Source organism: Ensifer sp. NM-2, assembly GCF_003024455.1.
GTDB classification, from domain to species: Bacteria; Pseudomonadota; Alphaproteobacteria; order Rhizobiales; family Rhizobiaceae; genus Ensifer; species Ensifer canadensis.
Window position 1 is genome coordinate 261782 of sequence record NZ_PVZR01000008.1, and the last position, 21312, is coordinate 283093.

At 58.9% G+C, this 21312-nt stretch carries 33 protein-coding genes; 31 read left to right on the top strand and 2 right to left on the bottom strand.

Annotated features, from left to right (window positions below):
- Positions 1 to 186: 186 nt before the first annotated feature.
- From rpsL to rplQ, 31 genes are all read left to right on the top strand, one after another.
- Complete coding sequence (gene rpsL / locus C6558_RS18365; RefSeq protein ID WP_003507760.1) at positions 187 to 558, top strand: 30S ribosomal protein S12; 372 nt, start codon at positions 187 to 189, stop codon at positions 556 to 558.
- A 79-nt stretch (positions 559 to 637) separates the two neighbouring features.
- Positions 638 to 1108, top strand: coding sequence for a 30S ribosomal protein S7 (rpsG, locus tag C6558_RS18370; protein ID WP_025426662.1), 471 nt, complete (start codon positions 638 to 640; stop codon positions 1106 to 1108).
- A 29-nt stretch (positions 1109 to 1137) separates the two neighbouring features.
- Positions 1138 to 3237, top strand: coding sequence for an elongation factor G (gene fusA, locus C6558_RS18375; protein WP_025426663.1), 2100 nt, complete (start codon positions 1138 to 1140; stop codon positions 3235 to 3237).
- A gap of 72 nt (positions 3238 to 3309) precedes the next feature.
- Positions 3310 to 4485, top strand: a complete 1176-nt coding sequence (gene tuf, locus C6558_RS18380; RefSeq protein WP_025426651.1) for an elongation factor Tu — start codon at positions 3310 to 3312, stop codon at positions 4483 to 4485.
- A 316-nt stretch (positions 4486 to 4801) separates the two neighbouring features.
- Entirely contained in the window at positions 4802 to 5110 is a 309-nt protein-coding gene (gene rpsJ, locus C6558_RS18385) for a 30S ribosomal protein S10 (protein ID WP_003507767.1), read from the top strand.
- A gap of 140 nt (positions 5111 to 5250) precedes the next feature.
- Positions 5251 to 5937 (top strand): 50S ribosomal protein L3, encoded by a 687-nt coding sequence (gene rplC, locus C6558_RS18390; protein ID WP_025426664.1) that lies wholly within the window; start codon positions 5251 to 5253, stop codon positions 5935 to 5937.
- 12 nt (positions 5938 to 5949) lie between these two features.
- Positions 5950 to 6570 carry a 50S ribosomal protein L4 gene (gene rplD, locus C6558_RS18395; protein ID WP_025426665.1) on the top strand — a complete coding sequence of 207 codons (621 nt, stop codon included), beginning with the start codon at positions 5950 to 5952 and terminating at the stop codon, positions 6568 to 6570.
- Positions 6567 to 6860: a 50S ribosomal protein L23 gene (locus C6558_RS18400; protein ID WP_025426666.1), complete on the top strand. Its 294-nt coding sequence runs from the start codon at positions 6567 to 6569 to the stop codon at positions 6858 to 6860. The genes rplD and C6558_RS18400 overlap by 4 nt, the downstream gene beginning before the upstream one ends.
- A 43-nt stretch (positions 6861 to 6903) precedes the next feature.
- A complete protein-coding gene (gene rplB / locus C6558_RS18405; RefSeq protein ID WP_025426667.1) occupies positions 6904 to 7743 on the top strand; it encodes a 50S ribosomal protein L2 in 840 nt (279 codons plus the stop codon).
- Positions 7744 to 7758: 15 nt separating this feature from the next.
- Entirely contained in the window at positions 7759 to 8037 is a 279-nt protein-coding gene (gene rpsS / locus C6558_RS18410) for a 30S ribosomal protein S19 (protein ID WP_025426668.1), read from the top strand.
- Between the two features lie 2 nt (positions 8038 to 8039).
- Complete coding sequence (gene rplV, locus C6558_RS18415; RefSeq protein WP_025426669.1) at positions 8040 to 8429, top strand: 50S ribosomal protein L22; 390 nt, start codon at positions 8040 to 8042, stop codon at positions 8427 to 8429.
- On the top strand, positions 8429 to 9142 hold the full coding sequence (gene rpsC, locus C6558_RS18420) for a 30S ribosomal protein S3 (protein WP_025426670.1): 714 nt from the start codon (positions 8429 to 8431) through the stop codon (positions 9140 to 9142). Before rplV ends, rpsC begins: the two co-directional genes overlap by 1 nt.
- Positions 9143 to 9180: 38 nt before the next feature.
- Complete coding sequence (gene rplP / locus C6558_RS18425) at positions 9181 to 9594, top strand: 50S ribosomal protein L16 (protein ID WP_025426671.1); 414 nt, start codon at positions 9181 to 9183, stop codon at positions 9592 to 9594.
- A gap of 12 nt (positions 9595 to 9606) precedes the next feature.
- A complete protein-coding gene (gene rpmC / locus C6558_RS18430) occupies positions 9607 to 9807 on the top strand; it encodes a 50S ribosomal protein L29 (RefSeq protein ID WP_025426672.1) in 201 nt (66 codons plus the stop codon).
- Between the two features lie 12 nt (positions 9808 to 9819).
- Entirely contained in the window at positions 9820 to 10056 is a 237-nt protein-coding gene (rpsQ, locus tag C6558_RS18435; protein WP_025426673.1) for a 30S ribosomal protein S17, read from the top strand.
- Positions 10057 to 10234: 178 nt separating this feature from the next.
- Entirely contained in the window at positions 10235 to 10603 is a 369-nt protein-coding gene (gene rplN / locus C6558_RS18440; RefSeq protein ID WP_003536525.1) for a 50S ribosomal protein L14, read from the top strand.
- Between the two features lie 14 nt (positions 10604 to 10617).
- A complete protein-coding gene (gene rplX / locus C6558_RS18445; protein WP_025426674.1) occupies positions 10618 to 10929 on the top strand; it encodes a 50S ribosomal protein L24 in 312 nt (103 codons plus the stop codon).
- A complete protein-coding gene (gene rplE / locus C6558_RS18450) occupies positions 10922 to 11479 on the top strand; it encodes a 50S ribosomal protein L5 (RefSeq protein WP_025426675.1) in 558 nt (185 codons plus the stop codon). Before rplX ends, rplE begins: the two co-directional genes overlap by 8 nt.
- 34 nt (positions 11480 to 11513) lie before the next feature.
- Positions 11514 to 11819, top strand: coding sequence for a 30S ribosomal protein S14 (rpsN, locus tag C6558_RS18455; protein WP_025426676.1), 306 nt, complete (start codon positions 11514 to 11516; stop codon positions 11817 to 11819).
- A gap of 12 nt (positions 11820 to 11831) precedes the next feature.
- Positions 11832 to 12230 (top strand): 30S ribosomal protein S8, encoded by a 399-nt coding sequence (gene rpsH / locus C6558_RS18460; protein WP_025426677.1) that lies wholly within the window; start codon positions 11832 to 11834, stop codon positions 12228 to 12230.
- 40 nt (positions 12231 to 12270) lie between these two features.
- On the top strand, positions 12271 to 12804 hold the full coding sequence (gene rplF / locus C6558_RS18465) for a 50S ribosomal protein L6 (RefSeq protein WP_025426678.1): 534 nt from the start codon (positions 12271 to 12273) through the stop codon (positions 12802 to 12804).
- A gap of 12 nt (positions 12805 to 12816) precedes the next feature.
- Positions 12817 to 13179 (top strand): 50S ribosomal protein L18, encoded by a 363-nt coding sequence (gene rplR / locus C6558_RS18470; protein ID WP_025426679.1) that lies wholly within the window; start codon positions 12817 to 12819, stop codon positions 13177 to 13179.
- A 128-nt stretch (positions 13180 to 13307) separates the two neighbouring features.
- A complete protein-coding gene (gene rpsE / locus C6558_RS18475) occupies positions 13308 to 13877 on the top strand; it encodes a 30S ribosomal protein S5 (RefSeq protein ID WP_025426680.1) in 570 nt (189 codons plus the stop codon).
- 12 nt (positions 13878 to 13889) lie between these two features.
- Entirely contained in the window at positions 13890 to 14093 is a 204-nt protein-coding gene (gene rpmD, locus C6558_RS18480; RefSeq protein WP_025426681.1) for a 50S ribosomal protein L30, read from the top strand.
- A gap of 13 nt (positions 14094 to 14106) precedes the next feature.
- Complete coding sequence (gene rplO / locus C6558_RS18485; protein WP_025426682.1) at positions 14107 to 14577, top strand: 50S ribosomal protein L15; 471 nt, start codon at positions 14107 to 14109, stop codon at positions 14575 to 14577.
- A 233-nt stretch (positions 14578 to 14810) separates the two neighbouring features.
- Entirely contained in the window at positions 14811 to 16151 is a 1341-nt protein-coding gene (gene secY, locus C6558_RS18490) for a preprotein translocase subunit SecY (protein WP_025426683.1), read from the top strand.
- The gene (locus C6558_RS18495; protein ID WP_025426684.1) at positions 16148 to 16726 is read left to right on the top strand and encodes an adenylate kinase; all 579 of its coding nucleotides are present in this window, start codon (positions 16148 to 16150) and stop codon (positions 16724 to 16726) included. Before secY ends, C6558_RS18495 begins: the two co-directional genes overlap by 4 nt.
- Before the next feature lie 231 nt (positions 16727 to 16957).
- Complete coding sequence (rpsM, locus tag C6558_RS18500) at positions 16958 to 17326, top strand: 30S ribosomal protein S13 (RefSeq protein ID WP_025426685.1); 369 nt, start codon at positions 16958 to 16960, stop codon at positions 17324 to 17326.
- 228 nt (positions 17327 to 17554) lie between these two features.
- Positions 17555 to 17944 carry a 30S ribosomal protein S11 gene (rpsK, locus tag C6558_RS18505; protein ID WP_003536496.1) on the top strand — a complete coding sequence of 130 codons (390 nt, stop codon included), beginning with the start codon at positions 17555 to 17557 and terminating at the stop codon, positions 17942 to 17944.
- A 103-nt stretch (positions 17945 to 18047) separates the two neighbouring features.
- Positions 18048 to 19058: a DNA-directed RNA polymerase subunit alpha gene (locus C6558_RS18510; protein WP_025426686.1), complete on the top strand. Its 1011-nt coding sequence runs from the start codon at positions 18048 to 18050 to the stop codon at positions 19056 to 19058.
- 44 nt (positions 19059 to 19102) lie between these two features.
- Positions 19103 to 19528: a 50S ribosomal protein L17 gene (gene rplQ, locus C6558_RS18515; RefSeq protein WP_025426687.1), complete on the top strand. Its 426-nt coding sequence runs from the start codon at positions 19103 to 19105 to the stop codon at positions 19526 to 19528.
- Positions 19529 to 19568: 40 nt separating this feature from the next.
- On the opposite strand, the gene msrQ is transcribed toward rplQ, so the two are convergent.
- Together msrQ and msrP are read right to left on the bottom strand one after the other, a co-directional pair.
- Complete coding sequence (msrQ, locus tag C6558_RS18520) at positions 19569 to 20231, bottom strand: protein-methionine-sulfoxide reductase heme-binding subunit MsrQ (RefSeq protein WP_025426688.1); 663 nt, start codon at positions 20229 to 20231, stop codon at positions 19569 to 19571.
- Positions 20232 to 20233: 2 nt separating this feature from the next.
- Positions 20234 to 21181 carry a protein-methionine-sulfoxide reductase catalytic subunit MsrP gene (msrP, locus tag C6558_RS18525; RefSeq protein ID WP_025426689.1) on the bottom strand — a complete coding sequence of 316 codons (948 nt, stop codon included), beginning with the start codon at positions 21179 to 21181 and terminating at the stop codon, positions 20234 to 20236.
- Positions 21182 to 21312: the final 131 nt, after the last annotated feature.

The window sequence follows — 21312 nt, forward strand, 5'->3', positions numbered from 1 at the left end:
CACGCTGACTACAAAAAATGCTGCACGCATGACGCGCGAAATGCTGTGTCCTCTGCTTTTTGTAGGGCCATCCGCGACAAAGCGGATCGGTCCTCGTTTGCGCATTTTACAGGTGTCCGTATCGCCGGAGACGGCAACGATCCGCCCGCAAGGGTAACGAGACAAGATTTTGCAAGGGATGGTTACATGCCTACCGTAAACCAGCTGATCCGCAAGCCGCGTCAGGCACAGGTAAAGCGCAACAAGGTTCCTGCTCTGCAGGAAAACCCGCAGAAGCGTGGTGTTTGCACCCGCGTCTACACGACGACCCCGAAGAAGCCGAACTCGGCTCTGCGTAAGGTTGCCAAGATTCGCCTGACCAACGGTTTCGAGGTCATCGGCTATATCCCGGGTGAAGGTCACAACCTTCAGGAACACTCGGTTGTCATGATCCGCGGCGGCCGCGTAAAGGACCTTCCGGGTGTCCGTTACCACATCATCCGTGGCGTTCTCGATACGCAGGGTGTCAAGAACCGCAAGCAGCGCCGCTCCAAGTATGGTGCGAAGCGTCCGAAGTAATTTCGGGTTTCACGAATTCGGCGCTGCGCGAGGTTCTCCGCGTGTTAAGGCGCCAGTCAACAGTTGAGAGACAAAACGTATGTCACGTCGTCACAGTGCAGAAAAGCGCGAGATCAACCCGGATCCGAAGTTCGGCGATCTGGTTGTCACCAAGTTCATGAACGCCATCATGCTTCATGGTAAGAAGTCGGTTGCTGAAAGCATCGTTTACGGTGCCTTCGATGCCGTTCAGGGCAAGCTGAAGCAGGAGCCGATCGCCGTGTTCCATTCGGCCCTCGACAACATCGCTCCGCACGTCGAAGTCCGTTCGCGCCGCGTTGGTGGTGCAACCTACCAGGTTCCCGTCGACGTTCGTCCGGAACGCCGTCAGGCGCTCGCCATCCGCTGGCTGATTGCTGCTGCCCGCAAGCGCAACGAAACGACCATGGTTGATCGCCTCTGCGGCGAACTCATGGACGCTGCGAACAACCGTGGCAGCGCCGTCAAGAAGCGCGAAGACACGCACAAGATGGCCGACGCCAACCGTGCATTCTCGCACTACCGCTGGTAATCGACGACCAATTTCGAAAGGGAGTCCCTATGGCTCGCGAATACAAAATCGAAGACTACCGCAATTTCGGTATTATGGCGCACATCGACGCCGGCAAGACGACGACGACCGAACGTATTCTCTACTACACCGGTAAGTCCCATAAGATCGGCGAAGTCCACGACGGCGCCGCTACCATGGACTGGATGGAGCAGGAGCAGGAACGCGGCATCACTATCACGTCTGCTGCGACCACGACCTTCTGGAAGGGTCGTGATGGCAAGACCCGCCGCTTCAACATCATCGACACCCCCGGCCACGTTGACTTCACCATCGAAGTCGAGCGTTCGCTGCGCGTTCTCGACGGCGCCATCGCGCTGCTCGACGCCAACGCCGGTGTTGAGCCTCAGACGGAAACCGTCTGGCGTCAGGCTGAGAAGTACAACGTTCCGCGCATGATCTTCTGCAACAAGATGGACAAGACCGGCGCTGACTTCTACCGCTCTGTCTCGATGATCAAGTCGCGCCTCGGTGCGATCCCGGTCGTCATGCAGCTGCCGATCGGCGCTGAGACCGAGTTCAAGGGCGTCATCGACCTGATCGAGATGAACGCTCTCATCTGGCGCGACGAATCGCTCGGCGCCCAGTGGGACGTCGTCGAAATTCCTGATGACATGAAGGCAGAAGCGCAGAAGTACCGCGAACTTCTGATCGAGACCGTTGTCGAGATCGATGAAGCTGCGACTGAAGCGTATCTCGAAGGCAACCTGCCTGATAACGACCAGATCCGTGCGCTCGTTCGCCGCGGCACCATCGACGTGAAGTTCCACCCGATGTTCTGCGGCACCGCGTTCAAGAACAAGGGCGTTCAGCCGCTTCTCGACGCCGTTGTCGACTACCTGCCGTCGCCGATGGACATCCCGGCGATCAAGGGCATCGACGTCAAGACCGAAGCCGAGACCGAGCGCCACGCTGACGACAGCGAGCCGCTTTCGATGCTCGCCTTTAAGATCATGAACGACCCCTTCGTCGGTTCGCTCACCTTCGCCCGTATCTACTCCGGCAAGCTCGAAAAGGGCACGTCGGTCATGAACACGGTCAAGGAAAAGCGCGAGCGCGTCGGCCGTATGCTTCAGATGCATTCCAACAGCCGTGAAGACATCGAAGAAGCCTTTGCTGGCGACATCGTTGCTCTGGCTGGCCTCAAGGAAACCACCACTGGCGATACGCTCTGCGACCCGCTGAAGCCGGTTATCCTCGAGCGCATGGAATTCCCGGAGCCGGTTATCCAGATCGCGATCGAGCCGAAGACCAAGGGCGACCAGGAAAAGATGGGCCTCGCGCTCAACCGCCTGGCTGCAGAAGACCCGTCGTTCCGCGTCAAGACCGACGAAGAGTCCGGCCAGACGATCATCGCAGGCATGGGTGAACTCCACCTCGACATCCTGGTTGACCGCATGCGTCGCGAATTCAAGGTCGAAGCAACCGTCGGCGCGCCGCAGGTTGCCTACCGCGAAACCATCACGCGTCAGCACGAAGAAGACTACACGCACAAGAAGCAGTCCGGTGGTACCGGCCAGTTCGCGCGCGTCAAGATCGTCTTCGAACCGAACCCGGATGGCGAAGACTTCAAGTTCGAGTCCAAGATCGTTGGCGGTGCTGTTCCGAAGGAATACATCCCCGGCGTCCAGAAGGGCATCGAAAGCGTTCTGTCTTCGGGTCCGCTGGCTGGCTTCCCGATGCTGGGCGTCAAGGCGACGCTCATCGACGGTGCCTTCCACGACGTCGACTCGTCGGTTCTGGCGTTCGAAATCGCTTCGCGTGCCTGCTTCCGTGAAGCAGCCAAGAAGGCCGGCGCTCAGCTCCTCGAGCCGATGATGAAGGTCGAAGTCGTAACGCCGGAAGATTACGTCGGTGACGTTATCGGCGACCTGAACTCGCGCCGTGGCCAGATCCAGGGCCAGGAAGCACGCGGTGTTGCCGTCGTCATCAATGCGAACGTCCCGTTGGCGAACATGTTCAAGTACGTGGACAACCTGCGCTCGATGTCTCAGGGCCGCGCCCAGTACACGATGACCTTCGATCATTACTCGCCGGTCCCGTCGAACGTCGCACAGGAAATCCAGGCAAAGTATTCCGGTCAGAAGTGACCGGAATACCCTTTCGCTGAAAACAGATAGATAAGGTTTCCCCGACAGGGGACAGGAAACGGAGAGCCGAAAATGGCAAAGAGCAAATTTGAGCGCAACAAGCCGCACGTTAACATTGGCACGATTGGCCACGTTGACCATGGCAAGACGTCGCTGACTGCAGCGATCACGAAGTACTTCGGCGAGTACAAGGCGTACGACCAGATCGACGCTGCTCCGGAAGAAAAGGCCCGTGGTATCACGATTTCGACGGCTCACGTTGAGTATGAGACGGCGAACCGTCACTACGCGCACGTCGACTGCCCCGGCCACGCCGACTACGTCAAGAACATGATCACCGGTGCAGCGCAGATGGACGGCGCGATCCTGGTTTGCTCGGCTGCTGACGGCCCGATGCCGCAGACCCGCGAGCACATCCTGCTTGCTCGCCAGGTTGGCGTTCCGGCGATCGTCGTGTTCCTCAACAAGGTCGACCAGGTTGACGACGCCGAGCTTCTCGAGCTCGTCGAGCTTGAAGTTCGCGAACTGCTGTCGTCCTACGAATTCCCGGGCGACGACATTCCGATCATCAAGGGTTCGGCACTTGCTGCTCTTGAAGATTCGGACAAGAAGATCGGCGAAGACGCGATCCGCGAGCTGATGGCCGCTGTTGACGCCTACATCCCGACGCCTGAGCGTCCGATCGACCTGCCGTTCCTGATGCCGATCGAAGACGTGTTCTCGATCTCGGGCCGTGGTACGGTTGTGACCGGTCGCGTTGAGCGCGGCATTGTCAAGGTTGGCGAAGAAGTTGAAATCGTCGGCATCCGCGACACGTCGAAGACGACGGTTACCGGCGTTGAAATGTTCCGCAAGCTGCTCGACCAGGGCCAGGCCGGCGACAACATCGGCGCGCTGATCCGTGGTGTTAACCGTGACGGCGTTGAGCGTGGCCAGATCCTGTGCAAGCCGGGTTCGGTCAAGCCGCACAAGAAGTTCATGGCCGAAGCCTACATCCTGACGAAGGAAGAAGGCGGCCGTCATACGCCGTTCTTCACGAACTACCGTCCGCAGTTCTACTTCCGCACGACGGACGTGACGGGTATCGTTACGCTTCCGGAAGGCACGGAAATGGTTATGCCTGGCGACAACGTCACGGTTGCCGTTGAGCTGATCGTTCCGATCGCGATGGAAGAAAAGCTGCGCTTCGCTATCCGCGAAGGTGGCCGTACCGTCGGCGCCGGCATCGTCGCTTCGATCGTCGAGTAATCGGCGAACGGGCGGAATGAGGCGAGGCGCATTGTTATGCGCCTCGGACATAGCCGCCCAGCATGATTTAGTTGGTCGCACGGCTTGCCGACGACGCCGAAATAGTGCAAATGGCGCGCAAGCGTGATTTGCATGGTGCGTCGGCATAGTGCGATCGCGAAAGTACAGGCCGGCCACGGCCGCTCAAATAGGAAGGGGCAGGGGAAACCTTGTCCCTCCGATCTTTGAAAAATTAGCGGACTGGCCGAACATCAAACGAAGTTCAATGCGCGTTTCTCCACGGAAACCGCAACTAACATGAACAAGGATAAGTCGTATGAACGGCCAGAACATCCGCATCCGCCTCAAGGCGTTTGATCACCGGATCCTCGATGCCTCGACACGCGAAATCGTCTCGACGGCCAAGCGCACCGGTGCCAGCGTGCGCGGTCCAGTACCGCTGCCGACGCGCATTGAAAAATTTACGGTCAACCGTTCGCCGCACGTCGACAAGAAGAGCCGCGAACAGTTCGAAATGCGTACCCACAAGCGCCTTCTCGATATCGTAGATCCGACTCCGCAGACCGTTGACGCGCTGATGAAGCTCGACCTCGCTGCCGGCGTCGACGTGGAAATTAAGCTTTAATAACAAGGAAGGTACGTGGGCTTCGGTCCAACGGCTTCCAGAAACGGGCGACCCGGCGTTCCGCAAGGATCAGAGGGAGACCTTAAACAAGAGATGCGAAGGGGTTCGCCCCGACGTTAACTCTCAAGAGGAATGAACCGATGCGTTCAGGTGTGATTGCACAGAAAGTGGGAATGACGCGCGTCTACAACGACGCCGGCGAGCATATCCCGGTAACAGTATTGCGGCTGGAAAACTGCCAGGTGGTAGCCCAGCGCACGGACGACAAGAACGGCTATACCGCTGTCCAGTTGGGCGCCGGCACTGCCAAGGTCAAGAACACGCCGAAGGCGATGCGCGGCCACTTTGCTGCCGCCAACGTCGAACCGAAGGCGAAGCTCGTCGAATTCCGCGTTTCCGCGGACAATCTGATCGACATCGGCTCCGAACTGACCGCCAACCATTTCGTTGCGGGCCAGCTCGTCGACGTCACCGGTACCACGATCGGTAAGGGCTTTGCCGGCGCCATCAAGCGCCACAACTTCGGCGGTCTGCGTGCAACGCACGGCGTTTCCGTATCGCACCGTTCGCATGGTTCGACCGGTTCCAACCAGGATCCGGGCCGCGTCTGGAAGGGCAAGCGCATGGCTGGTCACATGGGCCAGACGCGCGTCACCACGCAGAACCTCGAAGTCGTATCGACCGATGAAGACCGCGGTCTGATCCTGGTCAAGGGCGCTGTCCCCGGCTCCAAGGGTGCCTGGATCGTCGTTCGTGACGCCATCAAGTCGGGCACCCCGGAAGGCGCACCGCGCCCCGCGGCCGTGCGCGCCGAAGCATCGAAGTAAGGGAGCCGAATAATGGATCTCACCGTCAAAACCCTCGAGGGCAAGGACGCGGGAAAGGTTTCCCTTTCGGACGCCATTTTCGGTCTCGAACCCCGTGAAGACATCATCGCCCGCGTCGTTCGCTGGCAGCTCGCTAAGAAGCAGCAGGGCACACACAAGGCCAAGGGCCGCGCGGAAGTTTCGCGCACCGGCGCCAAGATGTACAAGCAGAAGGGTACGGGCCGCGCCCGCCACCACTCCGCTCGTGCTCCACAGTTCCGTGGCGGTGGTAAGGCTCATGGCCCGGTTGTTCGCAGCCACGCCCATGACCTGCCGAAGAAGGTTCGTGCACTCGGCCTTCGCCACGCTCTGTCTGCCAAGCTGAAGGCTGAAAACATCATCGTTCTCGATGATCTCGTTGCCGCAGAAGCAAAGACGAAGACCCTGGCTGGCGTATTCGCCTCGCTCGGTCTGACCAATGCTCTGATCATCGGCGGCGCTGAAATCGAGAACAACTTCAAGCTCGCCGCTCAGAACATCCCGAATGTGGACGTTCTGCCGGTTCAGGGCATCAACGTTTACGACATTCTGCGCCGTGGCAAGCTCGTGCTTTCCAAGGCTGCCGTGGAAGCTCTGGAGGAGCGGTTCAAATGACGGATCTTCGCCACTACGACGTGATCGTGTCTCCCTCGATCACTGAAAAGTCGACGCTGGTTTCCGAACAGAACCAGATCGTCTTCAACGTCGCCAAGGGTGCTTCGAAGCCTGAAATCAAGGCTGCTGTCGAAGCTCTGTTCGGCGTCAAGGTTACGGCCGTGAACACGCTCGTCCGCAAGGGCAAGACCAAGCGGTTCCGCGGCTTTACCGGAAAGCAGAAGGACGTGAAGAAGGCGATCATCACGCTCGCCGACGGTCAGTCCATCGACGTCTCCACCGGTCTCTAACGGATAGGCCCATTAGGGTAAAAACCCAAAAGGGAACAATAAAATGGCATTGAAAAGTTTCAATCCGACGACCCCGAGCCAGCGCCAGCTGGTCATCGTTGACCGGTCCGGCCTCTACAAGGGCAAGCCGGTAAAGGCGCTGACCGAAGGTCTGCACTCCAAGGGCGGTCGCAACAACCTCGGCCGTATCACCGTTCGCTTCCAGGGCGGCGGTCACAAGCGGACCTACCGTCTGGTCGACTTCAAGCGTCGCAAGTTCGACGTAGAAGGCACCGTCGAGCGTCTGGAATATGACCCGAACCGCACCGCGTTCATCGCGCTGGTAACCTACGCCGATGGCGAACAGGCCTACATCCTCGCTCCGCAGCGTCTCGCTGCCGGCGACAAGGTCATCGCTTCGGAAAAGGCAGCAGTCGACGTCAAGCCCGGCAACACCATGCCGCTGCAGTTCATCCCGGTCGGCTCCATCATCCACAACGTGGAAATGAAGCCGGGTAAGGGCGGCCAGCTGGCTCGCTCGGCCGGTACCTACGCGCAGCTCGTTGGTCGTGACCAGGGCATGGCAATCCTTCGCCTGAACTCGGGTGAACAGCGCCTCGTGCACGGCTCTTGCCTCGCATCCATCGGTGCTGTATCGAACCCCGATCACGGCAACATCAATGACGGTAAGGCTGGTCGTTCGCGCTGGCGCGGTAAGAAGCCGCACGTTCGCGGCGTCGTCATGAACCCGGTTGACCACCCGCACGGCGGTGGTGAAGGCCGTACGTCCGGTGGTCGCCACCCGGTTACCCCTTGGGGCAAGCCGACGAAGGGCAAGCGGACGCGCTCCAACAAGTCGACCGACAAGTTCATCATGCGGTCGCGTCACCAGCGCAAGAAGTAAGAGAGGAAGTCTCAAGTGGCTCGTTCAGTATGGAAAGGTCCGTTTGTTGACGGCTATCTTCTCAAGAAGGCTGAGAAGGTTCGTGACGGCGGTCGTAACGAAGTGATCAAAATGTGGAGCCGTCGCTCCACGATCCTTCCGCAGTTCGTGGGTCTCACCTTCGGCGTCTACAACGGCAACAAGCATGTTCCCGTTTCGGTGTCAGAAGAAATGGTCGGACACAAGTTCGGTGAATTCTCTCCGACCCGGACCTATTACGGTCATGGTGCGGACAAGAAGGCAAAGAGGAAGTAACAATGGGCAAGGCAAAAGCCGAACGCCGGCTGAAGGATAATGAAGCGCAGGCAATTGCGCGCACGATCCGCGTCAGCCCCCAGAAGCTCAACCTGGTTGCAGCGATGATCCGCGGCAAGAAGGTCGAGCGCGCTCTGGCCGAACTCGAGTTCTCGCGCAAGCGGATCTCGGAAACGGTCAAGAAGACGCTTGAATCCGCGATCGCAAACGCTGAGAACAACCACGACCTCGACGTTGATTCGCTCATCGTCGCTGAGGCGTATGTTGGCAAGTCGATTGTGATGAAGCGCTTCCACGCTCGTGGTCGCGGCCGTGCATCGCGTGTTGAAAAGCCGTTCTCTCACTTGACGATCGTCGTTCGTGAAGTGGAAGCCAAAGGGGAGGCCGCATAATGGGCCAGAAGATTAATCCGATCGGTTTCCGTCTCGGCATCAACCGGACCTGGGATAGCCGTTGGTTCGCTGATAACGCGGAATACGGTCAGCTTCTTCACGAAGACCTGAAGATCCGCGCTTACCTGATGGAAGAGCTGAAGGCCGCTGGCATTGCCAAGGTCGTGATCGAGCGTCCGCACAAGAAGTGCCGCGTAACGATCCACTCGGCTCGTCCGGGCCTGATCATCGGCAAGAAGGGCGCAGACATCGAAAAGCTCCGCAAGAAGCTTTCCGAGATGACCAACTCCGAAACCCACCTCAACATCGTTGAAGTGCGCAAGCCGGAAGTTGACGCAACGCTCGTTGCCCAGTCGATCGCTCAGCAGCTCGAGCGCCGCGTGGCTTTCCGCCGTGCGATGAAGCGCGCTGTTCAGTCGGCCATGCGTCTTGGCGCCGAAGGCATTAAGATCACCTGCGCCGGTCGTCTCGGTGGTGCCGAAATCGCTCGTACCGAATGGTACCGCGAAGGTCGCGTTCCGCTGCACACTCTGCGTGCGGACATCGACTACGGTACGTCTGAAGCTCAAACCGCTTTCGGTATCTGCGGCATCAAGGTCTGGATCTTCAAGGGCGAGATCCTTGAGCACGATCCGATGGCTTCCGAGCGTCGCGCGATCGAGAGTGACAACCAGGGCGGCAGCAGCAGAGACCGTCGTCGCGAAAACGCGTAACATGCGCGCGTGGCAGCCAATATCGGAGAATTAAAAAAATGTTGCAGCCAAAGCGTACGAAGTATCGCAAGCAATTCAAGGGCCGCATCAAGGGCGTAGCCAAGGGCGGATCTGATCTTTCCTTTGGTGAATTCGGCCTGAAGGCTCAAGAACCAAACCGCGTCAATGCGCGCGAGATCGAAGCGGCCCGCCGCGCGATCACCCGCCATATGAAGCGTGCCGGCCGCGTCTGGATCCGTGTGTTCCCTGACGTTCCGGTCACCGCCAAGCCTACCGAAGTCCGCATGGGTAAGGGTAAGGGCTCGGTTGAATACTGGGCATGCAAGGTCAAGCCTGGTCGTATGATGTTCGAGATCGATGGTGTCAGCGAAGAACTCGCCCGTGAGGCACTTCGTCTTGGTGCTGCCAAGCTCTCTGTCAAGACGCGCTTCGTGCAGCGTATCGCAGAGTAAGGAGTGAATCTCATGAAAGCCGCAGATGTTCGCGCTCTGAGCGCCGATCAACTCAACGAAGAGCTTGCCAAGCTGAAGAAAGAGCAGTTCAATCTGCGTTTCCAGAAGGCAACCGGCCAGCTCGAAAAGTCGTCGCGTATTGACGAAGTCCGTAAGGACATCGCACGCGTCAAAACAATTGCCCGCCAGAAGGCGGCAGAAGCCAAGGCCTAAGGACCACAAAATATGCCGAAACGCATTCTGCAGGGCACAGTCGTCAGCGACAAGAACGACAAGACCGTCGTCGTCAGAGTCGAGCGCCGCTTTGCGCACCCGATTCTCCAGAAGACCGTCCGCCGTTCGAAGAAGTACAAGGCGCACGACGAAAACAACCAGTACAAGGTTGGTGACGTTGTTTCCATCGAGGAATGCGCGCCGATCTCCAAGGATAAGCGCTGGACGGTGGTTGCCGCCCAGGCTTGATTTCTACGGGATTTGACCGCGAGACCCTTGCGTCTTGGGCAAATATCTGTATGAAGCACGCAATTGAAGTAGAGGAACGCTCGAGTCCGGGCGTTCTTTTGCTTTGAGATAGGCACAATAAGCCGGGCGAGGGGGTCTAGACCCAACCGGCCTGGTAACAACAAGAAGGCGACCTGACATGATTCAGATGCAAACAAACCTCGACGTGGCGGATAATTCCGGCGCACGTCGTGTCATGTGCATCAAGGTGCTGGGCGGCTCCAAGCGTAAGTACGCGTCGATCGGCGACATCATTGTCGTTTCGATCAAGGAAGCCATTCCGCGCGGCCGCGTGAAGAAGGGTGATGTCATGAAGGCTGTTGTCGTTCGCACCGCGAAAGACATCCGCCGTGCGGATGGCAGCGTCATTCGTTTTGACACAAACGCAGCCGTTCTTATCGATAACAAGAAAGAGCCGATCGGCACCCGTATCTTCGGACCGGTTCCGCGCGAACTTCGCGCCAAGAACCACATGAAGATCATCTCGCTGGCTCCGGAAGTACTCTAAGGGAGCGTTGAGAGATGCAAAAGATTCGTAAAGGCGACAAGGTCGTCGTTCTCACCGGTAAGGACAAGGGCCGTACCGGCGAAGTCGTACAGGTTATGCCGAAGGAAGATCGGGCTGTAGTGCGTGGCGTGAACATGGTGAAGCGTCACCAGCGCCAGACCCAGAGCCAGGAAGCCGGCATCATCAACAAGGAAGCCTCGATCCATCTTTCGAACATCGCGATTGCCGATCCGAAGGACGGCAAGCCGACCCGCGTCGGCTTCAAGATCGACGGTGACAAGAAGGTCCGCGTGGCCAAGCGTTCGGGAGTAGTGATCGATGGCTAAGTCCGCTTATGAGCCCCGGCTCAAGAAGGAATATGTCGAGCGTATTCGTGCGGCTATGCAGGAGAAGTTCTCCTACGCCAACGAAATGCAGATCCCGCGCCTCGACAAGATCGTCATCAACATGGGTGTTGGCGAATCGACCGGCGACTCCAAGAAGCCGACCGTCGCAGCTGCCGACCTCGCTGCGATTGCTGGTCAGAAGCCGGTAATCACCCGCGCTCGCAACTCCATCGCTGGCTTCAAGCTGCGCGAAGGCATGCCGATTGGTGCCAAGGTTACCCTGCGCGGCGTTCGGATGTATGAGTTCCTGGATCGTCTCGTGAACATCGCTCTTCCGCGTGTTCGCGACTTCCGTGGCCTCAACCCGAAGTCCTTCGATGGCCGTGGCAACTTCGCCATGGGCGTCAAGGAGCACATTGTGTTCCCTGAGATCAACTACGACAAGGTTGATCAGATGTGGGGCATGGACATCATCGTTTGCACGACGGCTACTAACGACGACGAAGCACGCGCTCTGCTCACAGAGTTCAACTTCCCGTTCCGTCAGTAATCCGTAACGACAAGCGTAAAGAAGGATAACTGTTATGGCGAAAACGAGCGCAGTTGAAAAGAACAAGCGCCGCCGCAAACTGGTTGCCGGGCAAGCCTCTAAGCGCGCCGCTCTGAAGGCAATCATCATGAACCAGTCTCTGCCGATCGAAGAGCGGTTCAAGGCAACCATCAAGCTGGCTGAACTGCCGCGTGATGGATCCAAGACCCGCATCCGCAACCGTTGTGAAGTTACGGGCCGTCCGCGCGCCTACTATCGTAAACTTCGCATGTCGCGTATTGCGCTTCGCGAACTGGGCAATTCCGGCCGCGTGCCGGGTATTGTCAAGTCGAGCTGGTAAGGAGACGGGCACATGGCAATGACTGATCCGCTGGGCGATATGCTCACCCGTATCCGTAACGGCGCGGCACGCCGCAAGTCGAGCGTTTCCACGCCGGCTTCGAAGCTCCGCGCACGTGTTCTGGATGTCCTTCAGGCTGAAGGCTACATCCGTGGATACTCTGAAGTCGTATTTGGCAACGGCAAGGCCGAGCTGAACATCGAACTGAAGTACTACGAAGGCGCTTCCGTAATCCGTGAGATCGGACGCGTTTCCAAGCCGGGCCGCCGAGTTTATGTCTCGGTTAAGTCCATTCCGCAGGTCGCGAACGGCCTCGGCATCACCATCCTTTCGACTCCGAAGGGTGTGATGGCCGATCATCAGGCACGCGAACAGAATGTTGGTGGCGAGATTCTTTGCTCCGTCTTCTAAGACGTAACATGATCTCCATAGCGAACAGACAGGTATAAAAATGTCTCGTATCGGTAAAAAGCCCGTTCAAGTTCCTGCAGGCGTCACGGCAAGCGTTGATGGCCAGAAGGTAACGGCGAAGGGCCCTAAGGGCGAACTGTTCTTTGTTGCAAACGACGAAGTATCGGTAGCGCTCGAAGACAACGCGGTTGTTGTACAGCCGCTCAACCAGAGCAAGGATGCTCGTTCCAAGTGGGGCATGTCCCGCACGATGATCGAGAACATCCTGAAGGGTGTTAAGGACGGTTACGAGCGCAAGCTCGAAATCAACGGCGTTGGTTACCGCGCTTCGCTGCAGGGCAAGAACTTGCAGCTGGCACTCGGTTTCAGCCACGACGTGGTCTACCAGACGCCGGAAGGCATCACGATCGCTGTACCGAAGCCGACGGAAATCGTCGTCTCCGGCATCAACAAGCAGCAGGTCGGCCAGGTTGCAGCGGAAATCCGCGAATACCGCGGCCCCGAGCCCTACAAGGGCAAGGGCGTCAAGTATGCCGGCGAGCGGATTGTCCGCAAAGAAGGCAAGAAGAAGTAAGGATCACGCGAAATGGCTAGCAGGAAAGATACTCTTGTGCGTCGCGCCAACCGCGTGCGCCGTCAAATCAAGGCGGTCGCGAATGGCCGTCCGCGCCTGTCGGTTCATCGCTCGTCGAAGAACATCTACGTACAGGTTATCGACGACGTGGCCGGCAAGACGCTTGCGTCTGCCTCCACGCTCGACACCGATCTGCGTTCGTCTTTGAAGACGGGCGCTGACGCGGCAGCTGCTGCTGCCGTCGGCAAGCTCATCGCTGAGCGCGCCGTAAAGGCTGGCGTCAAGGACGTTGTCTTTGATCGTGGCGCCTTCATCTATCATGGTCGCATCAAGGCTTTGGCCGAAGCTGCACGTGAAGGTGGTCTGAACTTCTGATCGGTTGCCAGGCGGGCCTTGCGCCCGCCTGGAACCCTCATAAGTTTCCGGTCGCTTCCGATCCACAGGACGGGGGCGACTTTTGTCAATCTGCCGATTGCACCCGGAAAAGAAAAAGGAAAAGGACAATGGCACAGGAAAGAAGGGGTTCTCGCGAAGATCGCCAGAACCGCGAAGAGCGCGACAGCGAATTTGTCGATAAGCTCGTAGCAATTAACCGCGTCGCCAAGGTGGTGAAGGGCGGTCGTCGTTTCGGTTTCGCAGCTCTCGTCGTCGTTGGCGACCAGAAGGGCCGCGTTGGCTTCGGTCATGGCAAGGCGCGCGAAGTGCCGGAAGCCATCCGCAAGGCAACGGAAGCCGCCAAGCGCGATCTGATCTTCGTCCCGCTGCGTGGTGGTCGTACCCTGCATCACGACGTTCACGGCCGTCACGGCGCCGGCAAGGTGCTGCTGCGTTCGGCCAAGGCCGGTACCGGTATCATCGCTGGTGGCCCGATGCGCGCCGTTTTCGAAACGCTCGGCGTTCACGACGTCGTCGCTAAGTCGACCGGTTCGTCGAACCCGTACAACATGGTTCGCGCAACGTTCGACGCCCTCAAGAACCAGATGCACCCGAAGGACATCGCAGCTCAGCGCGGCATGAAGTACGCCACGCTCCAGGCTCGTCGTGTTTCCTCCGGCGCTGCTTCCGAAGAATAAGGGAGCTGACAGATGGCTAAGAAAGAAAACGCTGCGAAGACGGTTACCGTCGAGCAGATCGGTAGCCCCATTCGCCGTCCGGCCGTACAGCGTCAGACGCTCATCGGCCTGGGCCTCAACAAGATGCACCGGGTTCGCACGCTGGAAGATACCCCAGCTGTTCGCGGCATGATCCGGTCGGTCCAGCACCTCGTTCGCGTCGTCGACGAGAAGTGAGGGGGATAAGCTCATGAAACTGAATGAAATCAAGGACAACGAAGGCTCGACCAAGAACCGCAAGCGTCTTGGCCGTGGCATCGGTTCCGGCTCCGGCAAGACTGCCGGTCGCGGTGTGAAGGGTCAGAAGGCTCGTTCGGGCGTTGCCATCAACGGCTTCGAAGGCGGCCAGATGCCAATCTACCGTCGTCTGCCGAAGCGCGGCTTCAACAACATCTTCGCTTCGGAGTTTGTTGTCGTGTCGCTCGGCCGCATCCAGACGGCTATCGACGCCAAGAAGCTTGACGCTTCGAAGACCGTCGATGCAGCAGCTCTCAAGGCTGCCGGCGTGATCCGTCGCGAAAAGGACGGCGTTCGCGTCCTGGCCGATGGCGAACTGAAGGCGAAGATCTCGCTCGAAGTTGCAGGTGCTTCCAAGCCGGCGATCGAAAAGATCGAAAAGGCTGGCGGCTCCATCAAGCTGCTTTCGGCTGCTGCCGAATAATATTACTGATCAACCGCCCGGGGTGCTTCACTCCGGGCGGTTTTGCTCCCATATGTGAGCCTCACGTCCGCGATGGCGAATCGCTCGCCTCGGCGGACATAGCGGAAACCACGGTGAGGCATCCGATTGCAGACACAATCGCCTCGCGTCCGGTTTTCAAGACGAAAAGTTAGTCCTTCCGGAACGGACAGGGTACTCCCGCTGATTCCGAGATTTGGTACGCGGAGAATTGCATGGCTTCTGCAGCGGAACAGCTCGCCTCGAACCTGAATTTCTCGACTTTCGCCAAGGCGGAAGATCTGAAGAAACGACTGTGGTTCACGCTTGGTGCGCTTTTGGTCTACCGTCTTGGCACCTATATCCCGCTGCCCGGCCTCAACCCGGACGCGTTTGCGCAGGCCTTCCAAGGCCAGAGCGGCGGCATTCTCGGGCTCTTCAACATGTTTTCGGGCGGCGCAGTGGAGCGCATGGCGATCTTCGCGCTCGGCATCATGCCCTATATCTCTGCCTCGATCATCGTTCAGCTGATGACCTCCGTCGTTCCGGCGCTGGAACAGCTGAAGAAAGAAGGCGAGCAGGGTCGCAAGATCATCAATCAGTACACCCGCTACGGCACGGTGCTTCTCGGCGTCATGCAGGCCTATGGCATTGCCGTCGGCCTTGAGAGCGGCAACGGCCTCGTGAACGATCCGGGTTGGTTCTTCCGTATTTCCACGGTTATCTCGCTGCTCGGCGGCACGATGTTCCTGATGTGGCTCGGCGAGCAGATCACATCGCGGGGCATCGGTAACGGCATCTCACTGATCATCTTCGCCGGCATCGTCGCCCATCTGCCGACGGCTCTTGCCGGAACGCTCGAGCTTGGCCGCACCGGTGCGCTTTCGACCCCGTTGATCCTGGCGATCATCGTCATGGTCGTTGCCGTCATCGCGCTCATCGTCTTCGTCGAACGCGCCCAGCGTCGTCTTCTGATCCAGTATCCGAAGCGCCAGGTCGGCAACCGCATGTTCCAGGGCGACACGTCGCACTTGCCGCTGAAGCTCAACACTGCGGGTGTTATCCCGGCGATCTTCGCATCGTCGCTGCTGCTGCTGCCGGCGACGCTTGCTGGTTTTGCCAACACCGCGGCGTTGCCCGGCTGGGCCACATCTATCGTCAGCGCGCTCGGTCACGGCCAGCCGCTCTACATGGTGCTCTACGGCGGCATGATTGCGTTCTTCGCCTTCTTCTACACGGCCATCGTCTTCAATCCGAAGGACACAGCCGACAATCTGAAGAAGCATGGCGGCTTCATTCCGGGCATCCGCCCGGGCGAGCGTACGGCTGAATACATCGACTACGTTCTGACGCGCATCACCGTGCTTGGAGCGATCTACCTGATCTTCGTCTGTATCCTGCCCGAAATCCTCATCGCCCAGACTGGCGTGCCGTTCTACCTTGGTGGTACGTCGCTTTTGATTGTTGTCAGCGTTACCCTTGATACGGTAGCACAGATCCAGGGTCACCTCATCGCTCAGCAGTATGAGGGGCTGATCAAGAAGTCGAAGCTGCGCGGAGGAAAGAGGGGACGATGAGACTGATTTTTTTGGGACCGCCCGGAGCTGGCAAGGGGACACAAGCCAAGCTTCTGACGGAGAGGTACGGTATTCCGCAGCTTTCCACAGGTGACATGCTGCGGGCGGCCGTCGCCCAGGCGACCGACGTCGGCAAGCGCGCCAAGGCTGTTATGGACGCCGGACAGCTCGTTTCTGATGCGATCGTCAACGAGATCGTGTCGGACCGGATCGACGCCCCGGATTGTGCCAACGGCTTTATCCTCGACGGATATCCGCGCACGGTCCCGCAGGCGGTCGCTCTCGGCCAGATGCTTAAAGGCAAGGGCTTGAAGCTCGATGCCGTGATCGAGCTCAAGGTCGACGAGACGGCGCTTGTAAAGCGTATGGAGAATCGCGTAGCGGAAACTATCGCTGCGGGCGGCTCGGTCAGATCGGACGATAATCCGGAAGCCTTCAAGCGTCGGCTGACGGAATATCGGGAAAAGACCGCACCTTTGTCGGAGCACTATGCCGGCACCGGTGAGCTTAAGACGGTCGACGGCATGGCCGATGTAGACGCCGTGACTGCACAGATCGAGAAGATTCTGGCCTAGACCCTGGGTCTTTGCCGAAAAGGAACCGCCGGGGAGTTGACTTTTCCGGCTGATTCCGCCAAAGACAGCGCCAACTCGCGACATGGGAGCGATCGGCGCGGTCTTCAACGAAACGAAGTCCGGGTACGGTCGGTTTTGACGTGTCTCGAACCTCAATCAACGTGCGGCTCTTGAGGTCGCGTAACGAAGCACCTATTGCCGGATGGCAACTGGAACGCAAGGAGAATAGACGTGGCACGTATCGCTGGCGTCAACATCCCGACGGCAAAGCGCGTTGTTATCGCGCTGACCTACATTCACGGGATCGGACCGAAATTCGCACAGGAAATCGTCGAGAAGGTCGGTATTCCGGCTGATCGCCGCGTGCATCAGTTGACGGACGCTGAAGTTCTTCAGATCCGCGAAACGATCGACCGCGACTACCAGGTTGAAGGTGACCTGCGTCGCGACACGTCGATGAACATCAAGCGTCTGATGGACCTGGGCTGCTACCGCGGCCTGCGTCATCGCCGCAGCCTGCCGGTGCGCGGTCAGCGTACCCACACCAATGCCCGCACCCGCAAGGGTCCGGCAAAGGCGATCGCCGGTAAGAAGAAGTAATTTCCCGAATAGGGAGATTGGGAGGCTGGCGCACGCGCCGGCCTCCTTTTGCAGTTTGGGAAGGGCGTTGCCCGACCGTCGCATTGCCTAACCGGTTTTGCGAAATGCCTGCAGGGCCGGTTCCACCGGTCCTGGATGAAACTGAAGAAGCAGGGCAGGGGACGAAAATTCCTTTCCCGGTGGAGCCGCTGGAATTACGGCGGTGCAGAGATCTAAGAAAGGGATCCTATGGCCAAGGAAGCCACCCGCGTTCGCCGTCGCGAACGCAAGAACATCACGTCTGGCGTCGCGCACGTCAATTCGTCGTTCAACAACACCATGATCACCATCACCGACGCACAGGGCAACGCAATTGCCTGGTCGTCTGCCGGTGCCAAGGGTTTCAAGGGCTCGCGTAAGTCGACCCCGTTTGCCGCTCAGATCGCCGCTGAAGACTGCGCCAAGAAGGCCCAGGAACACGGCATGAAGTCGCTTGAAGTTGAAGTTTGCGGTCCGGGTTCCGGCCGTGAATCCGCACTTCGCGCGCTGCAGGCTGCGGGCTTCATGATCACCTCGATCCGCGATGTGACCCCGATCCCGCACAACGGTTGCCGCCCGCGCAAGAAGCGCCGCGTCTGATCATTTGCGTTCAAAATGCCGGTGAGGGCGCTTCGGCGTGCTCCCGGACTTCGGGGCTCGGTTGTCACGATTGGATGGTGACAACGAACGGAAGGCACAAAACATGATCCAGAAAAATTGGCAGGAACTGATCAAGCCGAACAAGGTGGAGTTCATCTCCTCGGGCCGCACCAAGGCAACGTTGGTCGCGGAACCGCTTGAACGCGGCTTTGGTCTGACGCTCGGCAACGCGCTTCGCCGCGTGCTGCTGTCGTCGCTTCGCGGTGCTGCTGTTACCGCGGTGCAGATCGACGGCGTCCTGCACGAGTTCTCCTCTATCCCGGGCGTTCGGGAAGACGTGACGGACATCGTGCTCAACATCAAGGAAATCGCCATCAAGATGGATGGCGACGACGCAAAGCGCATGGTTGTGCGCAAGCAGGGTCCGGGCGTTGTAACCGCCGGTGACATCCAGACGGTTGGCGACATCGAAATCCTCAACCCGAACCATGTGATCTGCACCCTCGACGAGGGCGCTGAAATCCGCATGGAGTTCACCGTCAACAACGGCAAGGGCTACGTTCCGGCTGACCGTAACCGTTCGGAAGATGCTCCGATCGGCCTCATCCCGGTCGACAGCCTGTACTCGCCGGTCAAGAAGGTCTCGTACAAGGTGGAAAACACCCGCGAAGGCCAGGTTCTTGATTATGACAAGCTGACGATGTCCATCGAGACGGACGGCTCCGTCACCGGTGAAGATGCGATCGCGTTTGCGGCCCGCATCCTTCAGGACCAGCTGTCGGTTTTCGTCAACTTCGACGAGCCGCAGAAGGAAGCAGAGGAAGAGGCAGTCACCGAGCTCGCCTTCAACCCGGCGCTTCTCAAGAAGGTCGACGAACTGGAACTTTCCGTCCGTTCGGCCAACTGCCTGAAGAACGACAACATCGTCTACATCGGCGACCTCATTCAGAAGACCGAAGCAGAAATGCTCCGCACGCCGAATTTTGGTCGCAAGTCGCTGAACGAAATCAAGGAAGTTCTCGCTTCCATGGGCCTGCACCTCGGCATGGAAGTGCCGTCCTGGCCGCCTGAGAACATCGAAGATCTCGCCAAGCGTTACGAAGACCAATACTAACCATTAGACTGCGGGCAGATGCCTGCAAGTGAAGGAGAATAGCAATGCGCCACGGTAAAGCCGGCCGCAAGCTGAATAGAACCGCCAGCCACCGCAAGGCGATGTTTGCCAACATGGCAGCTTCGCTGATCGAGCACGAGCAGATCGTTACGACCCTGCCGAAGGCTAAGGAAATCCGCCCGATCGTTGAAAAGCTCGTCACTCTCGGCAAGCGCGGCGACCTGCATGCTCGTCGTCAGGCGATCTCGCAGATCCGCGACGCCGCTGTCGTTTCGAAGCTGTTCGACACGATCGCATCGCGTTACGCCACCCGCAACGGCGGCTACCTGCGTATCATGAAGGCTGGTTTCCGCCAGGGCGACAACGCTGCTCTCGCCGTCATCGAATTCGTTGACCGCGACACCGATGCAAAGGGTGCGAAGGATCGCGCTCGCGTCGCAGCTGAAGCTGACGCCGCAGAAGCAGCCTGATCTTTTCAGGTAAGCTGAATTGAAAGCGGCCGGGTGTTCGTCACCCGGCCGCTTTTTCTGTTTCCGCTGTCCGGATCGGTCGGTTGGCGACCTGCCGTTTACGCTTCAGATAGGGCTTGCGCACCAGGCGCCAGCAAAGGAGCAAGGTGACCAAAGCCAGATAGGTCATCTGCTCGAGGCCGACCACCTTGACTGACATGGCGAAATGCAGCGCTCCCGCCGCGGCGATCACATAGGCAAGCTTGTGCAACTGGTTCCATTTGCTGCCGAGCCTACGGATCGACCAATTGTTGGATGTCAGCGCCAGGGGGATGAGCATCAGCAGCCCGGCCATTCCGATGGTGATGAACGGGCGCCGGGCGATGTCGGCGATGATGGCGGGGATGTTCAGGACCTGGTCGAGCAGGAAATAGGCCAGGAAGTGCATCACCACATAGTAGAACGCCAGCAGCCCGAGTGCGCGCCGGTAGCGCAGCCAGTTGACGCCGAAGATATCGCGGATGGGGGTGATCGCCAGCGTGGCGACCAGAAAGCGCAGCGCCCAGATGCCGAGCAGGTGCTCGAATTCCTTGACGGGGTTTCCAGGCAGGCGTCCGGTGGCGCCGAGGTAAAAGGCGGCAAGGGCCGGACAGAGGCCCAGCCCGTACAATCCCCAGACGGACGCGGAGTGAAAGCGTTTCGGCAGGGCGGGCAGCTTGGGCATTCTTAGAAGTTCGCTCTCAGGTCCATGCCGGCATAGAGACCGGCGACTTCTTCCGCATAGCCATTGAAGGGCAGGGTATCGCGTCGGTTGGCGCCGAAGAAACCACCGCCACCGATCCTGTTTTCGGTCGCCTGGCTCCAGCGTGGATGGTCGACGGTCGGGTTAACATTCGCATAGAAGCCGTACTCATTGGGTGCCGACAGGTTCCATGTCGAAGGCGGCGGCGTTTCCGTCAACGAGATTCGCACGATCGACTTGATACCCTTGAAGCCATACTTCCAAGGAGTGACCAGTCGGATCGGCGCACCGTTCTGATTTGGCAGGGTCTTGCCATAGACGCCGACCGAGAGAATGGTGAGCGGATGGCGCGCCTCGTCGAGGCGCAGACCCTCGCGGTAAGGCCAGGGCAAAGCCTGAAAGAAGCCTGATTGGCCGGGCATCTCCTCGGGGCGCACCACGGTCTCGAATGAGACATATTTCGCATTGCCGAGTGGCTCGACTTTGTCGAGCAGGGCTGCGAGCGGGAACCCGGTCCAGGGAATGACCATCGACCAGGCTTCGACGCAACGCATCCGGTAGACACGCTCCTCGATTGGAAGCGCCAGAAGCTCCTCCAACCCGAATTCCTTCGGCTTGCCGACAAGACCATCGACCTTCACGGTCCATGGGGTCGGTTTGAAGGTATCCGAGTTGGCCGCAGGATCGGCCTTGCCGGTCCCGAACTCATAAAAATTGTTGTAGCCGGTGACGTCGGCCTCCGGCGTCAGATCCTCCTCGACGGTGTATCTGCCCTTGGGTGCGGCGAGTGCAGCCGCTTGGACCGAACCGACGCCAGTGCCTGCAATCAGCAAACCACCTGCCGTCGTCGCTAGAAAGGCGCGGCGCGAGAGAAAGCAGCTCTCCGGCGTGATTTCGGACGATGCGATTCTCGGTGGACGATAGGCCGGCATGATCTTTTCCGCTTTCAACGTGTGGGTCTTGTCTGCTCAAACTGACCAGAGTTTCGATCACTGAGAAAGAGGCGGATAACCACGTTTTCGTGCGTTCTACGTGATGGCGCCGACTTTGCGTATCTCGCAGT